This window comes from Photobacterium alginatilyticum (genome assembly GCF_009910675.1).
Taxonomy (GTDB): Bacteria; Pseudomonadota; Gammaproteobacteria; order Enterobacterales; family Vibrionaceae; genus Photobacterium; species Photobacterium alginatilyticum.
In genome coordinates, this window is the sequence record NZ_RSEJ01000002.1 from 124,686 (window position 1) to 144,944 (window position 20,259).

Annotated in this window: 17 protein-coding genes; 9 read left to right on the plus strand and 8 right to left on the minus strand. The window is 50.5% G+C overall.

All coding sequences use genetic code 11. The features are described 5' to 3' along the window. The first annotated feature begins 45 nt into the window (after nucleotides 1–45). Complete coding sequence (locus EIZ48_RS02805) at nucleotides 46–1,902, plus strand: DUF3413 domain-containing protein (protein WP_160648610.1); 1,857 nt, start codon at nucleotides 46–48, stop codon at nucleotides 1,900–1,902. Nucleotides 1,903–1,981: 79 nt separating this feature from the next. Here the strand turns inward: EIZ48_RS02805 and EIZ48_RS02810 are convergent, their stop codons facing one another. Next, nucleotides 1,982–2,257, minus strand: coding sequence for a hypothetical protein (locus tag EIZ48_RS02810; protein WP_160648611.1), 276 nt, complete (start codon nucleotides 2,255–2,257; stop codon nucleotides 1,982–1,984). 167 nt (nucleotides 2,258–2,424) lie between these two features. Here EIZ48_RS02810 and EIZ48_RS02815 point away from each other — a divergent pair, with 167 nt between their 5' ends. The 3 genes from EIZ48_RS02815 to EIZ48_RS02825 all read left to right on the plus strand — a co-directional run bounded on the left by EIZ48_RS02815 (nucleotide 2,425) and on the right by EIZ48_RS02825 (nucleotide 5,429). Beyond that, on the plus strand, nucleotides 2,425–3,120 hold the full coding sequence (locus EIZ48_RS02815) for an SDR family oxidoreductase (protein WP_160648612.1): 696 nt from the start codon (nucleotides 2,425–2,427) through the stop codon (nucleotides 3,118–3,120). A 150-nt stretch (nucleotides 3,121–3,270) separates the two neighbouring features. Continuing rightward, nucleotides 3,271–3,462, plus strand: a complete 192-nt coding sequence (locus tag EIZ48_RS02820) for a hypothetical protein (protein ID WP_160648613.1) — start codon at nucleotides 3,271–3,273, stop codon at nucleotides 3,460–3,462. Between the two features lie 344 nt (nucleotides 3,463–3,806). Further along, nucleotides 3,807–5,429 (plus strand): GGDEF domain-containing protein, encoded by a 1,623-nt coding sequence (locus EIZ48_RS02825; protein WP_160648614.1) that lies wholly within the window; start codon nucleotides 3,807–3,809, stop codon nucleotides 5,427–5,429. On the opposite strand, the gene EIZ48_RS02830 is transcribed toward EIZ48_RS02825, so the two are convergent. The 5 genes from EIZ48_RS02830 to EIZ48_RS02850 all read right to left on the minus strand — a co-directional run bounded on the left by EIZ48_RS02830 (nucleotide 5,426) and on the right by EIZ48_RS02850 (nucleotide 12,582). Then, a complete protein-coding gene (locus EIZ48_RS02830; protein ID WP_160648615.1) occupies nucleotides 5,426–7,423 on the minus strand; it encodes a DNA topoisomerase III in 1,998 nt (665 codons plus the stop codon). The genes EIZ48_RS02825 and EIZ48_RS02830 overlap by 4 nt on opposite strands. Nucleotides 7,424–7,548: 125 nt before the next feature. Then, nucleotides 7,549–8,643, minus strand: a complete 1,095-nt coding sequence (mnmH, locus tag EIZ48_RS02835; protein WP_160648616.1) for a tRNA 2-selenouridine(34) synthase MnmH — start codon at nucleotides 8,641–8,643, stop codon at nucleotides 7,549–7,551. Continuing rightward, nucleotides 8,643–9,680, minus strand: a complete 1,038-nt coding sequence (selD, locus tag EIZ48_RS02840) for a selenide, water dikinase SelD (RefSeq protein WP_160648778.1) — start codon at nucleotides 9,678–9,680, stop codon at nucleotides 8,643–8,645. The genes mnmH and selD overlap by 1 nt, the downstream gene beginning before the upstream one ends. Nucleotides 9,681–9,837: 157 nt before the next feature. Continuing rightward, the gene (locus EIZ48_RS02845; protein ID WP_160648617.1) at nucleotides 9,838–10,386 is read right to left on the minus strand and encodes an NAD(P)H nitroreductase; all 549 of its coding nucleotides are present in this window, start codon (nucleotides 10,384–10,386) and stop codon (nucleotides 9,838–9,840) included. Between the two features lie 183 nt (nucleotides 10,387–10,569). Next, nucleotides 10,570–12,582, minus strand: a complete 2,013-nt coding sequence (locus EIZ48_RS02850) for an NADPH-dependent 2,4-dienoyl-CoA reductase (protein WP_160648618.1) — start codon at nucleotides 12,580–12,582, stop codon at nucleotides 10,570–10,572. Nucleotides 12,583–12,846: 264 nt separating this feature from the next. Between EIZ48_RS02850 and sppA the strand changes: the two genes are divergently transcribed. The 3 genes from sppA (at nucleotide 12,847) to EIZ48_RS02865 (ending at nucleotide 16,791) form a co-directional block, all read left to right on the plus strand. Next, entirely contained in the window at nucleotides 12,847–14,700 is a 1,854-nt protein-coding gene (gene sppA / locus EIZ48_RS02855; protein WP_160648619.1) for a signal peptide peptidase SppA, read from the plus strand. 84 nt (nucleotides 14,701–14,784) lie between these two features. Then, the gene (gene ansA, locus EIZ48_RS02860) at nucleotides 14,785–15,795 is read left to right on the plus strand and encodes an asparaginase (RefSeq protein WP_075764890.1); all 1,011 of its coding nucleotides are present in this window, start codon (nucleotides 14,785–14,787) and stop codon (nucleotides 15,793–15,795) included. A 324-nt stretch (nucleotides 15,796–16,119) separates the two neighbouring features. After that, nucleotides 16,120–16,791 (plus strand): glutathione S-transferase family protein, encoded by a 672-nt coding sequence (locus tag EIZ48_RS02865; protein ID WP_160648620.1) that lies wholly within the window; start codon nucleotides 16,120–16,122, stop codon nucleotides 16,789–16,791. A gap of 29 nt (nucleotides 16,792–16,820) precedes the next feature. On the opposite strand, the gene EIZ48_RS02870 is transcribed toward EIZ48_RS02865, so the two are convergent. Next, complete coding sequence (locus EIZ48_RS02870; protein ID WP_160648621.1) at nucleotides 16,821–17,114, minus strand: YeaC family protein; 294 nt, start codon at nucleotides 17,112–17,114, stop codon at nucleotides 16,821–16,823. 277 nt (nucleotides 17,115–17,391) lie between these two features. Between EIZ48_RS02870 and EIZ48_RS02875 the strand changes: the two genes are divergently transcribed. Then, entirely contained in the window at nucleotides 17,392–18,189 is a 798-nt protein-coding gene (locus EIZ48_RS02875) for a DUF2989 domain-containing protein (RefSeq protein WP_160648622.1), read from the plus strand. A gap of 90 nt (nucleotides 18,190–18,279) precedes the next feature. Here EIZ48_RS02875 and msrB read toward each other — a convergent pair whose 3' ends face one another. Further along, nucleotides 18,280–18,681 (minus strand): peptide-methionine (R)-S-oxide reductase MsrB, encoded by a 402-nt coding sequence (msrB, locus tag EIZ48_RS02880; protein ID WP_160648623.1) that lies wholly within the window; start codon nucleotides 18,679–18,681, stop codon nucleotides 18,280–18,282. Between the two features lie 347 nt (nucleotides 18,682–19,028). On the opposite strand from msrB, the gene gap reads away from it, so the two are divergent. Continuing rightward, nucleotides 19,029–20,024, plus strand: coding sequence for a type I glyceraldehyde-3-phosphate dehydrogenase (gene gap / locus EIZ48_RS02885; protein WP_075764902.1), 996 nt, complete (start codon nucleotides 19,029–19,031; stop codon nucleotides 20,022–20,024). Nucleotides 20,025–20,259 lie beyond the last annotated feature (235 nt).

The following is a 20,259-nucleotide window of genomic DNA, read 5'->3' on the forward strand; positions in this document are numbered from 1 at the left end:
TTTGTTTGTTGGCGTCGCAACTATGACTGGGAATTACTGACATCTATGGTCAACAGCGGTAACAATTATAAAGACAAAGTCTCACAGCTCATCAGCTGGGGACACTGGTTCAGTTTTTTCAATATCATCGCGGCCATGCTTCTTGGCACCCGTTATATTGCCCATTCTGAATGGCCTGAAACTATCCTGGGCCAACTTTATCTTGGATTAAGTTGGGTCGGACACTTCGGGTTTCTTGTATTTGGTTTTTATATTCTGGTTCTCTTTCCGGCCAGCTTTCTGATCCCCTCACAGCGCCTGATGCGGCTGTTTGCGGTGTTGGTCGGCACCATTGGCCTGACAGGGTTGCTTCTGGACACCCATGCCTATGAGTCTCTGGATTTGCACCTAAGTCCACTGGTGTGGGACTTGCTGTTAAGCGGTGAGAAAACAGATCTTAACGCCCGCTGGCAATACCTATTTGTTGCTGTCCCTGCGATATTCCTTATGCAGTTAATTCTGTCGGAATGGTTGTGGCGCAAGCTCAGGAAGCTGACTCGAAAACATGTCGGCGTACCTATCGCTGTTATTTTCGGTTTCTGTTTCCTGAGCAGCCACCTGATCTATATCTGGGCGGATGCGAACCTATACCGCCCTGTGACCGTGCAGCGCTCCAACTTCCCGCTGTCCTATCCGATGACTGCGAAGACCTTCATGGAAAAGCATGGCTGGCTGGATAAACAGGAATATGCCAAACGCCTTGATGCCCAGGGCATTGCCGAAAGCGAACATATCCGCTATCCAATGAATAAGCTGGCATTCAACGATCAGGGCACGGGTCAGAATGTGCTGATCGTGATGATTGATAGCCTGCGTAGCGATATGGTCAACAAAGAGACCATGCCGTATCTAACCGCTTTTGCCCAGCAAAACCTGAACTACAGCAATCACTATAGTGCCAGTAACGAGAATGCCGGGGGTGTCTTCGGCCTCTTCTACGGGTTGCCGGCCGGCTATATCAACAGTGTCCGCTCTGCGAACTCGTCACCGGTATTACTCGATACGCTCAAAAGGCGCGGTTACCAGTTTGGCTTGTTCAGTGGTAACGGGTTCGAGACATCAATCTACTCGGAAGCCATTTTTTCCAGCCGCAAGCTGGCTGAAATAGCAGACGAAACCGTTACCAATAGTGACACGAAAGCCATCGCGGAGTGGAAGGACTGGCTTGACACCCAATCCAACGACTCACCGTGGTTCAGCTATATTGAACTGGCATCTATCGAGAATTTCGAGGAAGATGGCGACTTTTCCCCGCAATTTGAACCATCTCTGAGCAGTACCGACTCAAATCCTGCCAATGTCGATACGACCCAGTTGCTGAAGAACAGTTACCGCAATGCCGCCTATTATGTTGATGAGCTGCTTATTGATGTATTTGATCAACTCGTTGCCAACAATGCGCTGGACAATACCGTGGTTGTCATCACATCGAACCACGGCAACGAATTTAATGAAACAGGTACCAATAGCTGGGGGGCAGAAACCAACTACAGTCGCTACCAGCTAAAAGTACCGTTTATCATGCACTGGCCGGGAACTGTACCGACCCAGACTACGCGTGCAACAAGCCATTTGGATCTTGTACCGACATTGATGGAGTCATTATTGGCAACAACCACGCCGGTCACAGACTACAGCAGTGGTGTCAGTTTGTTCGAGACTAGCCCCAAGCGCCGCTGGGTACTGGCTGGGAGTGACCGGGACATTGTCGTACTGCAGAAAAACACGACGACAGTCGTGGATAAACACGGTAACTACCGGGTTTATGATCAGGACTACAAGCTGAAAAGCGGTGGCAAACCGAAGCTTTCAACCCTGATGCAGGTCATGCATGAGCTGAAGCGCTTCTATCAGCCGGAGTGATCCTACAGTCACCGGCTGTCACAACTAATCCATCACCTATCAAAGGCAGCTTCCGAGCTGCCTTTGTTCTATGCCCAAACTAATAAAACTTGGAATTATCGGCATAACACTGCTCGAACCCGTCATTCCAGCCATTGGCATATTTCTTGTCAGTCATCAGCCGCTCAGGATCACGACGAAAGCCGTCATGGTAAGTCTGAGCTTCTTCTTTCCGGCTGCTACAGCCATCTTGGTACCCATCAAGGTAATTACGGGTAAACCCCAGCTCAACAAGCCTTTCATGGCGAGTATCTGCACAGCTGGCAACCAAAATGAGGATGCCGGCAACCCAGCTCCCGCGCATTATGAGAGTCATAGCACACCACCCTAAATTGCATCGAAAATCATAGGCAACAATGAACATAATAGGCTAGCTTGACGGCGTAGCGCTGTCTTAGTTCCGATACTGATTCTGAATAAATAGCCAACTACATAAACGATTTGATTGGTATACACTTGGCAAAAAACTAACAGGATTGAACCATGCAAAAAAATGCACTGATAACCGGGGCTAACCGAGGTGTCGGCCTCGCACTGGTAAAGGCCTACCTGTCAGCAGGCTGGCGAGTCTTTGCCTGCTGCCGTCATATCGCCGATGCAGCAGAGCTTCGGCAGCTACAGGCCAATAACACCTCCCTGACCTTGCATCAGCTGGATGTCACTGACTATCAGGCAGTAACAGCACTCAGCCAGGAAATGGCCGATGTTACTCTCGATCTGCTCATCAACAATGCAGGCTACTACGGTCCCAAAGGCTACGGCTTTGGTAACACCGATATCGACGAATGGCGAAAAGTACTCGAGATAAACACCATCGCACCGCTTAAGCTGGCCGAAGCATTCTACCCCCAGCTCTTGGCCAACCAACCCGGTACCATTGCCAACCTCTCATCCAAGGTAGGGAGCATGACCGAAAATACCAGCGGCGGCGGCTATATCTATCGCTCTTCCAAGGCCGCGCTCAACTCGGTGGCCAAGAGTTTGTCTAACGACCTTTCCCCCCAGGGGATCATCTCGGTAGCCCTTCATCCTGGCTGGGTACAAACTGAGATGGGCGGGCCAAATGCTAAAATAACAGCATCTGAGTCTGCGCAAGGGCTGAAGGCTGTCATTGATTGCCTTACTTTAGAAAGAAGTGGTGGGTTTTATAACTACGATGGTTCAGTGATCCCGTGGTGATATCAATAATGACTGGTTAATACAACCAAATATGTACTACCATTACATATGCAACAGGATAACCATGTCAACTCAGACATGGCGATATAGAACTTGTCTTTTGTTCTGTTTTTTCGGGATTGAACCTATCCAAGGAAAAGGGGAAACAGTATGAATAGAGCAACAGTTATTCTATTAGTAATGGCGGCCGCCCTAACAGGGTGCGAGGCAACCACAACTAGCCATCAATACGCGGGAGTTGAGTGTCAGCAGTTAGGATCTGGCGCGTCACCAGCCACACACCCTGGTTGCGCACCCGTTTGGGGAGCACAAAGCTCAGACAGCAACTCTTCACCGAACTAACTTCAGCAAACTTCTACTAATAACACGCTAATAACCTCAAGCTAATACCTTGAGGTTATTTATTCCGCTATCAGCCCTAGTCTCAAGATGAATGATCCACTTTTTGGGCTCACTATAAAGCCTCACTTTCCTCATCACCTGATTGATAAAATAAACATTCCACCACGACGGCCAACCATCCTGACACAATCCTCCTTACATACTGAAGATCGGTGTGTTTTGAGTCGCAAATTTATAAATCTGCCCAACTTTCTGATCATAATGCGGGCTTGGTGCCTAGCTTTATTTCTGCGATTGATAAAAATAAGTGCTCAACCATTTAACTCTCACACGGACAACCAGTATTGACCCAAACTGAACGGTTAGACAATTTCTATCAACGCATCCTTGAGCAATGGGGGAAGGCCCACGGACTTCGTACTGTCTGCGAACTCACCTGCCGAAACCTAAGCGAAAGCTTCTCAGCCTACCGGGCCCAGCTGGTCGTTGCCTACAAGTCGCGATGGAAAATTCTTCTCGAAATGAATGACACCGGGATCCACTACCAATTCCCGCCTGTCGACATCTCTGACCGTAACAGTATTCCATTCTTCCAGGTAACCAGGGCTATTCGTCAACGCACGCCCAAAGTTGAACTACGTGACGGTTACGCGCGCTTATGCCTGCCGCTGGAGCACCGTTCCCATATCATCGGCTGCCTTATCGTCGACTTTCCGGAGCATTCAATCACGGAAGGCAGTGAATTCGCTTTCCTGGCTGCCCTCATGGCCTCTGAGCTCGATGCCTGCCTGCTGAGCGAAAGTATCCAGGATGAACATGACGGCCGCCGCTCTGCTGAACGTGAACTGCAGATCAGCCAACAGGAACAGCAACTGCTCAAAGAGCAGCTCCAGGCGCTACACGATATTTCGTTCAAACTCTGGCGCGCCGGCTCCATGGATAATATGCTGTTTACCGCCGTCGATGAGGCAAAAAAGCTACTGCTCATCGACCGCATGGCCATCTTTCTGTTCAAAGGGAAGAACCGCATGCAGGGCACCTATGGCACAGATATTCACGGCAATACCGTGAACGAGCACTATTTCGAGGAAGAAATTCCGGATCTGTGGTTTACCAAGATAAACAAAGACTACCGGCGCAAAGAGTACCTGGCCATTGAAGAAGATACGCCGCTTTTCCATGAACTCAGGCAAGTTGGATTTGGTTGGAGCGCCTATATTTCCCTGTGGGACGAAGACACCCCGGTAGGCTGGATTGCCTGTGACAACCTGTTAACCGGTACTCCGCTCCATAACTATCATCAGCAACTGTTAAAACAATTTGGTTTCATCGTTTCACAGCATCTGGTTCGCCGCCAGGCAGAAGAGAACTTAATCAATCTGAACAAAGAGCTTGAGCAGCGAGTATCCGACCGTACCGCCGAGCTGGAAAAGGTAAACCGAAAATTAGAGAAGATATCCCGGCTGGATCCGCTCACCTCGGTGTCCAACCGCCGGGTCTTCGATAGAAGAATTAACGAAGAGTGGCGTCGCGCCGAACGCCACCAGCTTCCGCTTTCCCTGCTGATCATCGATGTCGACCTGTTTAAGGCCTATAACGACAGCTACGGTCACGCCGCTGGCGACCAGTGTCTGAAAATCATTGCCAACACCCTGGCAACGCTGGAAAAGCGTGCCGGAGCTCTCTTTGCACGCTACGGCGGGGAAGAATTTGTACTGCTGCTTCCGGGCCAGGACAAAAGTGCAGCTCGTTACGCCGCCCAACGTGCCATCCATGCTATACGTGAACTGCAGCTGCCCCGCAGCCAGGGAGTCAGCAGCGCGCCAGACATAGTTACCATCAGCATAGGGATCAGCACGGCGGTTCCCTCGGTGCAGAGTTCCCCCGGCGAGTTTTTCAAACAGGCCGATGGGGCGCTATATGAAGCCAAATCACTGGGCCGCAACCAGTATTACGAACATGCTTAGTCGGCTTTCTTTCTTGGCTTACGTTTCGCTCCCGCCCGGCTGCTGCCGGCCTTGGTGCCAGTTCTGCCTCCTCCCTTGCTGTTTTTGCTATAACGCCGCTTCTTGCCGCCTTTAAAAGGCTCCGGCGATTTCAGCTCTCTCAAACTCGGGGGGACCTCGCTATGTTTCACTTTCTCCATGATCTGCTGGACCCGCACCTGCAGTGCATCCATAAACGGCTGATAGGCACATTTCTTCTCCGCCATATCCTGCAACTGGTGCTCCCAGTGCGCCGTCATATCCGGATAGGTTGACTCATCGGGAAGCGCATAGACAAGCCCCCGGCCAGCCTCGGTGGCATGAATACTCTTGCCCTGCCGTGTTAATAACTGACGTTTGAACAAAATATCAAGGATCCCGGCACGGGTGGCCTCAGTCCCCAACCCGTCGGTATCACGGAGAATTTTTTTCAGTGACGGATCTGATACAAACCGGGCGATGCCTGTCATAGCCTGCAACAATGTCGCTTCGGTAAACGCTTTGGGCGGTTCTGTCATTTTGTCCTTTATCTCACCGTCCTGGCAGGTCAGTACCATACCTTTTTCAAGCGGTGGAACCTTATCGGCCAGATCCTGTTCACTGGTCGAGTCCTCTCGTCCCAGCAACTCTCGCCAGCCTGCACTCATCAGCTGACGTCCTTTGGCCACAAACATCCCCCCCGCAATGGTAAAGACAAGTTTCGCCTCACTATAGACAGCGGCTGGATAGAACTGCATCAGGTACTGTCTGGCGATAAGCTGGTAGATTTTATTCTCCCCGGCGCTCAGCGCATTGCTGTTAACGGCCTTGGGAGTCGGGATGATTGCATGGTGAGCGTCCACCTTCTTATCGTTCCATGCCTTCGATTTTAATGTGGTATTGGCACCGTCGACGGCCGAACTAAGCGCTGCGGCAGTCTTGGCTATGGCCTGACAGACCTCATCCGCCTGCCTGAAGTGATCCAATGGCAGGTACCGGCAATCTGAACGCGGATAAGTGATGACTTTGTGCTTTTCATAGAGCGACTGACAGGTTGCCAGTACGTCGGCCGCACTCATGCCGAATCGCTTGGCGGCATCGATCTGCAACGCCGACAGCGAATACGGCAAAGGCGCAGACTGGCGCGTTTCCTTACGTTCTGATTCAGTTACCTCTGCAGGCTGACCCTTTATTCGGTTAACGACGTTTTCGCACAACTTTCGGTTCAGAATCCGACCATCTTCATCCTGCCACGGCTTGCATGCCTCACTGGGTATCCAGCGGGCGCGGATCATGTTGTCCTGATAGGGGATCAGGGCGAACAACTCATAAAAGGGCTTGGGAACAAAATTGGCAATTTCATCATCCCGTCGTGTTACCAGCCCCAATACGGGAGTCTGAACCCGGCCAACCGATAATACGCCCCGGTATCCCCCTTTCTGCCCCAGCAAGGTATAGGCACGAGTCATATTCATACCGTACAGCCAGTCTGCCCGCGAACGGGCCAGCGCCGAAACCGACAGCGGAATAAAATCGCGGTTGCTTCGCATCTTGCCCAGCGCCCGCTTCACGGCAGCCGGGTTAAGATCGGAAATCAGCAAACGTTGCATGCTGGCCTTCTTGTTCGCAGCGAGCTTGATATAGTCAATCACCTCATCAACCAGCAGCTGCCCTTCCCTATCCGGGTCACCAGCATGAACAACCTCGGTAGCCTGCTTGGCCAACTTGCGGACAACGCCCAGCTGTTGCCTGGCCGTCTTCCTCGGCACCAGCTGCCATTGCTGTGGCACAATCGGCAAATCAGCCATGTTCCACTTCTTGTATTTTTCGTCATAGGCATCGGGTTCGACCTGCTCGAGCAGGTGGCCGATACACCACGTCACAATATCGCCATTTCCGACTTCGATATAACCGTTGTTGTTTTTATGGGGGCGCGGCAATACCGCAGCGATGGCTCGGCCTAAGCTTGGTTTTTCAGCAATATATAGACGGGTCATGAAAATTGTTGGCTAGTTCTTAGTAACACGAACTATAGAGAAAAGAAGAATAAAGGACAAGAAAATACTGGATATAAATACAGGGCGAGAAGCGAGGACAGTATCCCCCGCTTCTCGTTTTCAGCTTACGCCGTTTTATCAACCAACCAGGCTTTTACCTCATCGTATTCGCCGCGGAATACAATACGATCAGCTTTTTTGCTGAGCTGGTAGGTATACATAGGGTCGTAATACTGCTCCAGCAAGGGCTTGAGCCAGCCTTCATGGCCGTCCAGCGAGCCCGAGCTTTGCATCAGGCGAACCGCATCTTGCTGTACCTGCAGCAATTGCTCATAACGCTCCAGACCGAGACGCTTGCGAATACTGAACATCCCGCGCTCCAAGTACTCGGCAAAACGTGTCCAGCCCAGCTCCTCACCGTAGTGAGCAACAAAATCCCGCTGCATCCGCACGACATAGTCATCCGTCAAGCGAGCCAGACGCACATCGAGTGGATCATCAACAATAGCAATCGGTGCCTCTTGCATTGCTGCATGAATAGGCAAAGGAACGCTGACCGAGCCGATAATTTTCCCTTCGTCCTCAAGAACAAACTGGTTGATACCAAGCGCCTGCTTTTTCAGCATTGACACAGCCAGTACATTCTCGAAGTCAATCTGGGTTCGCTGTTTGGTCACATACCGTCCGAACGAGGAGCCACGGTGGTTGGCCGCGCCTTCCAGATCAAGGCCGCTTTCCAACTCGTTGACCATAATAGTCTTGCCACAGCCGGTGTTGCCACCAATCAGGGTCATAGGCTGCTGGGCAACCTGCTCGATGGTATCAATCAGGAAGCGTCGCAATGCCTTGTAACCACCCACAATTCGCGGATACTCAATGCCTGCCTCTTTCAGCCACTGCTGGGTGATCTGGGAGCGCAAGCCGCCGCGGAAGCAGTAGAGATAACCATCGGGATTCGCTTCGCAGAAAGCTTTCCACTGGGCAATACGCTCAGCTTTGATATCACCATGAACCAGCTCGTGGCCAAGCGCAATTGCAGCCTCCTGGCCTTGTTCTTTATAACAGATACCGACAGCCTCACGCTCGCTATCTTGCATCAAAGGGCGGTTTACCGATGTCGGAAAGGCACCCTGTTCAAACTCGACCGGGGCACGCATATCCATTAACGGGGTATCATTGACAAATAACTGTCGAAAATCTTCGCAATTCGGACGTGACATTAACAAATCTCAATCAAGGTAGTATCGCCATCAGCCGGTAGCAACTCACCAATTGCGTTTAGCTCAATGCCGTGGCGCTCGGCAACGGCCTGAACCTCAGCTTCGGCTTCCGGGCTCACAGCCAACAGCAGGCCGCCAGATGTTTGCGGATCACATAGCAACGCTTTTTGCTGCTCGCTCATGTTACCCAGGCGATGGCCGTAGCTATCAAAGTTACGTCCCGTACCACCCGGTACACAACCCTGCTCGATATAATCAAACACGCCCGGCAGATGCGGGATCTGATCAAACCATACTTTGGCCTTTAACTCGCTGCCTTCACAAATTTCGTTCAGGTGGCCCATCAGGCCAAAGCCGGTCACATCCGTCATGGCTTTAACGCCTGCAACATCGGCAAAATCTGCACCCGGCTTGTTCAGCTTGCACATCCAGTCACGCGCCAGTCCCTGGTGCTGCTCGGCCAGCTTGGATTTTTTCTCGGCCGTGGTCAGTACACCGATCCCCAGCGGCTTAGTCAGATACAGTTTGCACCCGGCTTCGGCCTGATTATTTCGCTTCACGCGATCGGTATCAACAATACCCGTTACGGCAAGGCCAAAGATAGGCTCCGGCGCATCAATAGAGTGTCCGCCAGCCAGGGAAATCCCTGCCTCACGACATACCGAACGACCGCCTTCGATCACCTGCTGGGCAATCTCTGGATCCAGCACATTGACCGGCCAGCCAAGAATAGCGATTGCCATGATCGGCTTGCCGCCCATCGCATAGATATCACTGATGGCGTTCGTGGCGGCAATGCGGCCAAAATCAAATGGGTTATCGACAATCGGCATAAAAAAATCAGTGGTACTGATCACCGAACTGCCATTGCCGAGATCATAGACGGCAGCATCATCCTTGCTTTCATTTCCCACCAGCAGGTTAGGATCCGAGAATGGGGCGAGTTGAGTTCGGAGAATAGTATCAAGAACTTGAGGGGATATTTTACAGCCGCATCCTGCGCCGTGGCTGTATTGTGTAAGGCGGACATTTTCCATGACACGCTCCGGAATAATAACAAGAGCAGAGAATTCTACTCCGGCGGTCAAACCCTGTCACCTCTCTGGATCAATAAAGAGGGGAAACTGATAGAGTATCAGCTTCCCGATAAACGATTTTTAGCGTTCAGCACCTGAACAAGACTTCAAGCTAAGGCTAGAGGTATTCAACAAACTGGCCCAGATCTCGTTCAGAGACTTTTGCCTCGCGACACCCCGGCGTACCAAGATATAAAAATCCGACAATCTGGTCATTGCCTTGTACACCCAATGCCTCACGTACGACCGGATGGTAGGCCCATTTGCCGGTGCGCCAGAAACCGGAAAAGCCCTGCGCGACCGCCGCCATCTGCATTGCCTGAGCAGCGCAACCTGCCGACAGGTGTTGCTCAATCACCGGCACCTTCTCGTGCTCGGTCACTTTAGCAACCACAGTGATCACCATCGGGGCGCGAAATGGTGCTCTCGCGGCTTTTTCAATGGTCGCCTCATCGGCACCATCCGCTTTCGCCGCTTCCACCAAAATACCCGCCAGCTTATTCAGGCCTTCACCATGCGAAACGATAAACCGCCATGGCGTCAATCCGGCATGATCCGGTGCACGCAGGCCGGCCCGGAAGATATTGTCCAGCACCTCGCCCTGCGGAGCCGGCTCCATCAGCTTGGGTAACGAACGACGATTTAACAATAATGACAGAGCATCCATAACAACCTCGTGATGATAATAATTATTGTTTTACAATATCATAAATAACACGCAGTAAAACCGCAGTAATATTATGGAATTTAGTGGAAGAATACTCCTCCCCATTTTCAAGGGGGAGGCTGGGAGGGGGTTCGCAGCCAGCCCCGAACATCTCGGCACTGGCTGCTTAGCTTACCAACTATCTTATAGTTTCGCGGCCAGCTCGATACCCTGGCGGATAACCCGCTTGGCATCAACTTCCCCTGCGACATCGGCACCGCCAATGACATGCACGTTGACATTCATCGCCTTCAACTTGTCAGACAGCACCTCCACCGAGGTTTGACCGGCACAGAGCACGATATTGTCGACCTCCAGCAGGCGGGGCTGACCTTCGACCGTAATATGCAAACCCTGATCGTCAATCTTGTCGTAGCTGACGCCACTGAGCAGCTCCACCCCGCGCTTTTCCAGTACCTTGCGATGAATCCACCCTGTGGTGCGCCCCGGTCCCTTACCGACTTTGCCCGGCTTACGCTGCATGAGCCACACCTGGCGCTGACTCACATACTCATCATGGGGATACAGGCCACCGGCATGTTCAATCGACTTGTCGACGCCCCAATCCTGAAGCCAGCTGTCGAGATCCTGATTTTCAGGCTCTGTCAGCATGGTCGAGACGTCCACACCGATACCGCCGGCACCGATAACGGCAACTTTCTGACCAAGCTGGACCTTATCTCGGATCAACGTCTGATAATCGATCACTTTTTCATGCTCAACACCCGGGATCTTCGGATTTCGCGGCTGAACCCCGGTTGCAACGATCACTTCGTCATAGCCTTTAAGCTCATCGGCACCGACAGGATGACTCAGCTTGACGTTAACGCCGGTCTGTTCCAGGCGGCGGGTAAAGTAACGGATCGTTTCCTTGAACTCTTCCTTGCCCGGGATTTGCATTGCAAGGTTAAACTGGCCACCGACATGGTCGTTCTTCTCAAACAGATCAACCTCGAAACCACGTTCTGCCGCTGCGACGGCGGTAGCCATCCCGGCTGGCCCGGCCCCGACGATGGCCACACGCCGCTGTTTAGCCGTTGGGGTCAGCACCAGCTCGGTTTCGTAACAGGCCTGCGGGTTGACCAGGCAACTCGCGCGCTTACCGACAAACACATGATCCAGGCACGCCTGATTACAGCCAATACAAGTATTGATATCGTCTGCTCGATCCTGCTCTGCTTTGACCACAAAATCCGGGTCGGCAAGAAACGGTCTTGCCATCGAGACCATATCCGCCTGCTGCGAGGACAATATATCTTCGGCAACCTGAGGAGTGTTGATCCGGTTACAGGTTACCAACGGAATATTGACTTCACTCTTGAGCTTTTCGGTCACCCAGGTAAATGCCGCACGCGGGACCTGGGTCGCAATAGTCGGCACCCTGGCCTCGTGCCAGCCGATACCGGTATTTAGAATTGTCACCCCGGCCGCTTCGAGCTCCTTCGCCAACTGGACCACTTCTTCATGGGTACTGCCCTGCTCGACCAGATCCAGCATCGACAGACGGAAAACAATAATGAAGTCTCGCCCGACACGCTTGCGAACTGCCTTTACCACTTCAATCGGAAAACGAATACGGTTTTCATAACTTCCGCCCCATTCATCATAGCGATGGTTGGAACGCTTACAGATAAACTGGTTAATCAGGTATCCTTCCGAGCCCATGAGCTCAACACCGTCATAACCCGCTTCACGTGCAAGCTCTGAACTACGCGCAAAAGCCTCGATCGTCTTGTTGATCTGGCGCGTACTCATCTTGCTCGGGGTAAACTTTGAAATTGGCGCGCGAATGGCTGACGCACTCACGGCAAACGGGTGCATCGCATAGCGACCGGCATGCAACAGCTGCAGGGCTATCTTGCCGCCTTCTTCATGAACCGCATCGGTAATCACCCTGTGGGCCCGGGCAGCGCGCGCCGAACTGAACTCGGCACTCAGTGGATGCAGCCTGCCACGGAAATTCGGCGAAAAACCGCCGGTGACAATCAACCCGACCCCGCCTCGAGCTCGGGCTGCATAGAACGCAGACAGTTTCTTGAAGCCGTCTCGCGACTCTTCAAGGCCAGTGTGCATAGATCCCATTAACACACGGTTACGTAACTGAGTGAAACCAAGATCTAGGGGCGCTAACAAATGAGGGTAAGATTTATCGTCCATGGCTTCCATTCTTTTGTTGTTATGGTCTGACCAGTATATTAACTGCTCAAACTTTTATCAAACACTTGTTTACATTATTACAACACTCATCTCTACATGTGGTAACTCATAACCCTGGGATCTAAGCTGAACTATCCTTACAACAACCGTTGAAGCACGCAATACTTAAGGGAAGGAATACATGGTAAACAAGGATTATTACTGTAATTCCTTGTTTACTAAGTTAGGATAGAAATAATACCGATCGCATCATCAGGAACGTTCATGAAAGTGGTACTCAAAGGAATTGGAAAACTATTCCGAGCTATCTGGAAACTGATCAGTTTCACCCGGCAGCTGATACTTAATCTGATTTTTTTATTTGTTATCGGCCTGCTTTTCTTCGCATTTAACCAGAGCGGAGAGCAACCGGCACTCCCCAAAGAAGCCGCATTGGTGCTGGATTTGTCTGGCCCGATCGTCGAACAACGCACCTACATTAATCCGATTGACCAGTTGGCCAGCAATGCCCTGGGCCAGCCGCCTGTGCAGGAAAATGTCCTGTTCGATATTGTTGATACTATCCGCGCCGCTTCAACAGATAACCGCATCACGGGCCTGGTACTGAACCTGAAAGGAATGGCTGAGACCAATCTCACCAAACTGCGCTACATTGCCAAGGCCGTCGAGGAATTCAAGCAAGCGGGCAAACCTGTCTATGCGGTAGGTGACAACTACAAACAGAGCCAGTACTACCTCTCTAGCTATGCAGACAAAATCTTCATGTCGCCAGATGGCGGCGTGTTACTGACAGGCTACGGCAGCTATACCCTGTACTACAAAAGCCTGCTCGAAAAGCTCGATGTCAACACCCATGTATTTAGGGTCGGCACCTATAAATCTTTCGTTGAACCCTATACCCGAAACGGTATGTCAGCACAGGCACGCGAAGCAAATACAGTATGGCTAAACCAGCTATGGGGCGCGTACACGACAGATGTTGCCAAGAATCGCCACATCGACGCTGCTGCCCTGACGCCGGAACTTGACCAGTTCGTCAAGCAGCTCAAGGCGGTAAACGGTGATTTTGCCAAACTGAGCCTGGAAATGGGACTGGTTGACGAGCTCGTCAACCGCCCGCTACTAAACCAAAAAATGATTGAACAGTTTGGCAGTGACGGTGAAAACAGCTTTAACCAGATCAGTTACTACGATTACCAGCCAACGCTGTTCAGTAACGATCTGCCAAGTCCGAACCAAGTTGCCGTCGTTGTAGCCAGTGGGGCAATTGTGGACGGACAACAGCGTCAGGGCACTGTCGGCGGTGATTCGACAGCGGCACTGCTGCGTGAAGCCCGCCTCGATGACGAAGTCAAAGCCGTTATTCTGCGCGTCGACAGCCCAGGCGGCAGCGCTTTTGCCTCCGAGGTGATCCGCAGTGAAGTCGATGCCCTGAAACTGGCCGGAAAACCGGTTGTTGTTTCAATGTCCAGCCTGGCCGCTTCGGGCGGTTACTGGATCTCATCCAGTGCCGACAAGATCCTGGCCCAGCCTACCACTATCACCGGCTCTATCGGGATCTTTGCCATCCTGACAACCTTCGAGAAGGGACTGGAAAAGATGGGCGTATATAGCGACGGAGTCGGTACCACCCCATTCTCTGGTGTCGGTGTGACACGTGAGCTGCCAGAGGGCGTAGCCGAAGTCTTCCAGCTCGGCGTCGAACATGGCTACCAGCGCTTTATCGGCCTTGTCAGCCAGTATCGCAATATGTCACTGGCACAGGCCGACAAGATTGCCCAGGGACGAGTTTGGACCGGTCACGACGCCCTTGAGCTCGGGTTGGTTGATCAGTTGGGTGATTTTGATGACGCTATCGCCGCTGCTGTTGAACTTGCCAAGCTAGACAGCTACGAGCTTCGCTGGATGGAAGAGCCTCTCAGCCCGGCTGAATTGCTGTTGCAGGAGTTTGCCTCTGAGGCAAGCGCCAAACTGGCAACCATGGTATTTGGCCAAGTACCTGCGGCGCTGCGGCCTGTTACGCAACAAGTTGTAACAGACTTCACAACGCTAAGTAACTTTAACGATCCAAAAGGTCAATATGCCTTCTGCCTAAACTGCAGCAATATCGAAAAGTGAGAGCAGCCCGGCACACGCCGGGCTTTTTTTACTGCGCGTTAACCGTATAATGCGGCCACCAACTCGTAATGTCTGTACCCGATTATGGAAAGAAAACACATTTACATTGCTTACACCGGCGGCACCATTGGTATGCAGAAGTCAGACCATGGCTACATCCCTGTTGCGGGCTTTATGCAAAAGCAGCTGGAAAGCATGCCTGAGTTCCATCGTCCAGAAATGCCGAGATTTACGATTCACGAGTACGAGCCTCTTATCGACTCATCAGATATGACGCCAGCGGACTGGCAGCGCATTGCAGATGATATCAAGGCAAACTACGACAAATATGACGGTTTTGTCATTCTTCATGGTACGGACACCATGGCATATACCGCCTCGGCACTGTCGTTTATGTTTGAAAATCTGGACAAGCCTGTCATTGTTACCGGCTCTCAAATTCCATTGGCCGAACTGCGTTCCGATGGCCAGAGCAACTTGCTGAATTCTCTTCACATCGCGGCGAACTACCCGATCAATGAAGTGACTGTTTTCTTCAACAACAAGTTGATCCGTGGTAACCGCAGTACCAAGGCACATGCTGACGGATTCGGCGCGTTTATCTCACCAAACCTGCCCCCTCTTCTGGAAGCCGGTATCAACATTCAGCTCAATAATGTCGAGCTGAGCAAACAGCCTGAAGGCAAGTTTAAAGTACATGCGATCACTCCACAGCCAATTGGCGTGATCACCATGTACCCGGGGATCTCACCGGAAGTTATCCGTAATACCTTACGTCAGCCGGTCAATGCGATGATTCTGCTAACGTTTGGTGTGGGTAATGCACCGCAGAATCCAGACCTTCTAGCCCAGTTGAAGGAAGCAACCGAGCGCGGTGTCATTGTGATGAACCTGACGCAGTGCCTATCCGGAAAAGTGAACATGGGTGGCTATGCCACGGGATGTGCCTTGGCTGATGCCGGCGTACTCAGTGGTTATGACATGACCCCGGAAGCAACTCTTGCCAAACTACATTACCTGCTCAGTCAGGATCTACCGATTGAAACGGTACGTAGTATGATGCAGCAAGATCTACGTGGTGAGCTGACGCACTAGTTTCGCCTCTGGAAACACAAGCGCGGCTCCCGTTACAGACTACAGCCCTAGCCTTTGGCTAGGGCTGTTTTTATCAAGAAAACTCGTTCTGCCTAAACGTCAATAAACCCATACGGTTCGCCTTGGGTCGGTATGTCACTCAGCCCGTACTTTCCAATTTTGGCAATATTCGCAGGAAGTTCTCCGGCTAACTCGTAAACCAGCAAGCTGGCCTTTGCCAGACCACACCTCTAATCCTTTATCTCGGCTACACTTTATAACAATTACGTCTATTCACCTGTTCATGTCTGTAGCACTACAGGCCAATTAGCCCGAGACAATACTATGATTCTACACGGTGCCTCCATTTCTCCGTTTGTCAGAAAAATCATGCTCGCGCTCTCCTACAAAGGGATTGCCTATGATCTGCAGCCTCTTAACCCCTATCTAGAAAAAGAACTGGCTCAGAAGCGCCACCCGATGGGCAAGGTGCCGGTCCTCGAGCATGACGGCAGCAACATCATGGACTCGACGGTCATCGCCCACTATCTTGATGATATTTTCCCGGTCCCTCCCCTCTATCCTGGCTCGGCGACGGCACGCGCCCAGGTACGCTGGCTGGAAGAATATGCCGATACCCGACTGACATCGCTCATCGGCGGGGTGCTTTTCTACCAAAAAATCATGCGCGGAAAAATGCTGAACAAAGATGTGGACCAACAGGCCATCAAGCAATGCCTTGAGCACCACCTGCCACAGGTCCTGGATTACGTAGAAGAGCAGCTGCCGGTTGAAGGGTATGTCGCCGGACACTTTTCGATGGCTGAAATCAGTTTATGGAGTGTATTTCGCAGTGGCTGGATGGCCGGGCTAAGACTAACCCACTATCCGAAATTACAGGCCTATCTTGCCAATATTGAACAGGAGCCCTGGATAGCGAATTTAATCAGCGAAGAAGATCACGAGCTCAGCAGTTTTTACTGTGAACCCATGATCTTTGACAACCATGTCGGTTAGCCCAACAACACGATATTGGATTTCACATATCAGAGCTGGTTATGGTCAAAGCGTGCGATGTCATCATGGTCAGGTTCTTTGACGCCAAAATCACGTTTCAGCTCGGCTTTCGACTTGAATTTAATTTCTCCCCCGGCCTCGACGGACATATGCTCGGCATCGGTATTGTGGCGGGACTGATAAATCATCACGGCTTGCATCGCCGAGTCACGCTGCTCCTGAGTGAGCGGCGTACCATCGGGCCACTTGCCAATCTCTACTGCCGTGGTGATGCGCTGGTACACTTCCGGGGTCATCACTTTTAATAGTTGTTCTAGTTCCATATGCAGGCTTCCTATCTGATGAGGTTAGCCTCATCAGTTTGATTCTAATTAGTTCTATACAAGTATAGGAGGGGCAGTAATACCAATTACATCCCAAAGCGCCAACTACCGGTCGGTTTTTTTGCTCCTCAGATCACAATGCGAAAAAAATCTGGGCCTTTGGCTTTTTTTCAATATACATCGGTTAAGATAACACCATATCAGTCGCTAAATTCTATTAGACACTCAAAGTAATCTATTACCCAATATGAGCATTGCCCGTAGATCAACAACATTAATGAAACTATCGCTGGCAGCAGCAAGCCTCACGCTGCTTAGCGGCTGCCTTGAACGCCACCGTTCAACAGACAGCCTATGCGAAAAGTATCCGGAGATCTGCGAGAACACTAACCTGAATGATGGGCAGTGTCGTCTTCAGCGCACCAACCTAATTTGGCAGCGCTATGATGTGCTGAAAAATCCTGTCGCCGAAGAGAAATTTAAAGAGCTTAAATTCACCTACGATTACCAAAAGTGCCTGGAATACGCAGCTCGAATCGAGCCGACAGAACTGAAAGAGCGCAAAACCCTACGAACAAGAGCCCTCATAAATAGCTATAAATCGATTAGAAGGTTGTCCGAGGAACTCGCAAAGTCCGATGATCCTGAAATTATCTATTACCGCTGGAGCCAGGGCGAAAAAGGGGCATTACGTCAGTTCTTGCAGCTTGAAGACACACCAGCCCTTGAAACACCCGAGATGCAGCTTGCACTGGCAACCTACTACACCGACAAAGACAAAGCTAAAACAATCCAGCTGCTCAAGCATGCCCTGGAGCTATACGAGCGCGGACAGACTATAAAACCAGAAATCATCCAATCTCTGGCAACGCTGTCCCATCAGACAAAATCGATCACCAACGCCTACCTGTGGGCCAGAGTCGGCACCGAGCTCGGGGCTTCCGTCGTCAGCCAGGAAAAGCTGATCAGCTTCTACCCGATGCCTGACGACGAGCGACAAGCGATAGATATTCAAGCTCAGAAGATATCCAAAGCGCTGGAGAAAGGAAACTTCAGAGCCAGCATGGTCAATTAAGTCTGCTGACTGATATCTAAAGCCTCTCTCGCTGGGGGGATAAATACAAAAGGGCTCAACGAGCCCTTCTTCAAACAATCAAATCTGTAATTACTTTTCAATCGTAGCGTCAGGCTGAAAGGCCAGTGACACTGAATTGACACAATACCGTTCACCCGTTGTTTTCGGTCCATCCGGAAATACATGGCCTAAATGACTGTCGCAAGAGGCGCAACGGATCTCGATACGCTGCATGCCGTGGCTGCTGTCTTCCAGATAGCGGATTGCATCAGTGTTGATCGGTGCATCGAAACTTGGCCATCCGCATCCTGAGTCATATTTGTTCTCTGATTGGAACAAAGGCTTGTTACAACAAGTACAGTGGTATATCCCCGTTTCGCGGTTATGAAGCAAGGTTCCAGAAAATGGACGCTCGGTTCCTCGTTCACGGCAAATATGATATTGCTCCGCCGTTAAATTATCGCGCCAATAAGCATCTGATTTATCTGACATTACCTATCCTATCTGTATTTTTCCATCACTGGCCAAGCAAATTTATTTGCCAATCACTCGAACTGTAGCACATACTTCCTGCTCGAAAGGATTTTACATGTACGTGTTCATTTAAGCATATTTTAGATGAGCTGAGTGTGGATATTAAAAGTTAACAACAGCAATGATGGATATTCATACAAGTATTGTACGAAATTGCATCGTTGTAGTGGGAATGTAAAAAAAATCCGAACTTTTTTTTGACCTTACGCAATTTAAGTTCGTTTTTGGCTTGCAGGGTCACCCAAGATTCTGTAATTTTACTACCAGTTATCTTTCATTAGAAATTAAGTTGTGGAGCAACTGTAATGACTATCAAAGTAGGTATTAACGGTTTTGGCCGTATTGGACGTTTCGTTTTCCGTGCTGCAGTAGAGCGCAATGACATCGAAGTTGTTGGTATCAACGACCTTATCGACGTTGAATACATGGCATACATGCTGAAGTACGATTCAACTCACGGCCGTTTCAACGGTACTGTTGAAGTTGAAGGCGGTAACCTAATCGTTAACGGCAAAACAGTTCGCGTAACTGCAGAGCGCAACCCAACTGACCTTAAGTGGGACGAAATCGGTGTTGACGTTGTTGCTGAAGCAACAGGTATTTTCCTAACTGACGAAACTGCTCGTCAGCACATCACTGCTGGTGCGAAGAAGGTTGTTCTAACTGGTCCTTCTAAAGACGCAACTCCAATGATCGTTATGGGTGTTAACCAAGACACTTACGCAGGTCAGGACATCGTTTCTAACGCTTCTTGTACTACTAACTGCCTAGCGCCAATCGCTAAAGTTCTTAACGACAAGTTCGGTATCGAGTCTGGTCTGATGACTACTGTTCACGCAACTACAGCTACTCAGAAGACTGTTGACGGTCCTTCTGCTAAAGACTGGCGTGGTGGTCGTGGTGCTTCTCAGAACATCATCCCATCTTCAACTGGTGCTGCTAAAGCTGTAGGCGTTGTTCTTCCAGAACTAAACGGCAAACTAACTGGTATGGCTTTCCGCGTACCAACTGCTAACGTTTCTGTAGTTGACCTAACAGTTAACCTGAAAACTGGCGCATCTTACGAAGCTATCTGTGCAGCAATGAAAGAAGCTTCTGAAGGCGAGCTGAAAGGCGTTCTAGGTTACACTGAAGATGCAGTAGTATCTCAGGACTTCATCGGTGAAGTTCAGACTTCTGTATTCGATGCTAAAGCTGGTATCGCTCTAACTGATAACTTCGTTAAAGTTGTATCTTGGTACGACAACGAAATCGGTTACTCAAACAAAGTTCTAGACCTAATCGCTCACATCTCTAAGTAATGTAAGCTTTTAGCAAGAATGACAAAAGGCGGCTTAATAGCCGCCTTTTTTGTATGTTGAGTTCGGGGTCCTGTTCAACATATACAGCAAAGACAAAAAAGTGCCTACATATTTAACAAATTTATTTTAATTTTTACTGATATTTTTTAAATAAAATTAAGTTCCTATTTCATTGGTATTTCCTTTCATCTCGTCGAGGTGCCAATCAAATAAGCATTGACCCGATTACAACCTG

Bases quoted from the DNA above. Each gene is read 5' to 3' on its own strand.
- EIZ48_RS02830 (WP_160648615.1), bottom strand. From the start codon at position 7,423: ATGACCCGTCTATATATTGCTGAAAAACCAAGCTTAGGCCGAGCCATC.
- msrB (WP_160648623.1), bottom strand. From the start codon at position 18,681: ATGTCAGATAAATCAGATGCTTATTGGCGCGATAATTTAACGGCGGAG.
- sppA (WP_160648619.1), top strand. From the start codon at position 12,847: ATGAAAGTGGTACTCAAAGGAATTGGAAAACTATTCCGAGCTATCTGG.
- EIZ48_RS02870 (WP_160648621.1), bottom strand. From the start codon at position 17,114: ATGGAACTAGAACAACTATTAAAAGTGATGACCCCGGAAGTGTACCAG.
- EIZ48_RS02865 (WP_160648620.1), top strand. From the start codon at position 16,120: ATGATTCTACACGGTGCCTCCATTTCTCCGTTTGTCAGAAAAATCATG.
- EIZ48_RS02845 (WP_160648617.1), bottom strand. From the start codon at position 10,386: ATGGATGCTCTGTCATTATTGTTAAATCGTCGTTCGTTACCCAAGCTG.
- selD (WP_160648778.1), bottom strand. From the start codon at position 9,680: ATGGAAAATGTCCGCCTTACACAATACAGCCACGGCGCAGGATGCGGC.
- ansA (WP_075764890.1), top strand. From the start codon at position 14,785: ATGGAAAGAAAACACATTTACATTGCTTACACCGGCGGCACCATTGGT.
- gap (WP_075764902.1), top strand. From the start codon at position 19,029: ATGACTATCAAAGTAGGTATTAACGGTTTTGGCCGTATTGGACGTTTC.
- mnmH (WP_160648616.1), bottom strand. From the start codon at position 8,643: ATGTCACGTCCGAATTGCGAAGATTTTCGACAGTTATTTGTCAATGAT.
- EIZ48_RS02810 (WP_160648611.1), bottom strand. From the start codon at position 2,257: ATGACTCTCATAATGCGCGGGAGCTGGGTTGCCGGCATCCTCATTTTG.
- EIZ48_RS02815 (WP_160648612.1), top strand. From the start codon at position 2,425: ATGCAAAAAAATGCACTGATAACCGGGGCTAACCGAGGTGTCGGCCTC.
- EIZ48_RS02850 (WP_160648618.1), bottom strand. From the start codon at position 12,582: ATGGACGATAAATCTTACCCTCATTTGTTAGCGCCCCTAGATCTTGGT.
- EIZ48_RS02875 (WP_160648622.1), top strand. From the start codon at position 17,392: ATGAAACTATCGCTGGCAGCAGCAAGCCTCACGCTGCTTAGCGGCTGC.
- EIZ48_RS02820 (WP_160648613.1), top strand. From the start codon at position 3,271: ATGAATAGAGCAACAGTTATTCTATTAGTAATGGCGGCCGCCCTAACA.
- EIZ48_RS02805 (WP_160648610.1), top strand. From the start codon at position 46: ATGGTCAACAGCGGTAACAATTATAAAGACAAAGTCTCACAGCTCATC.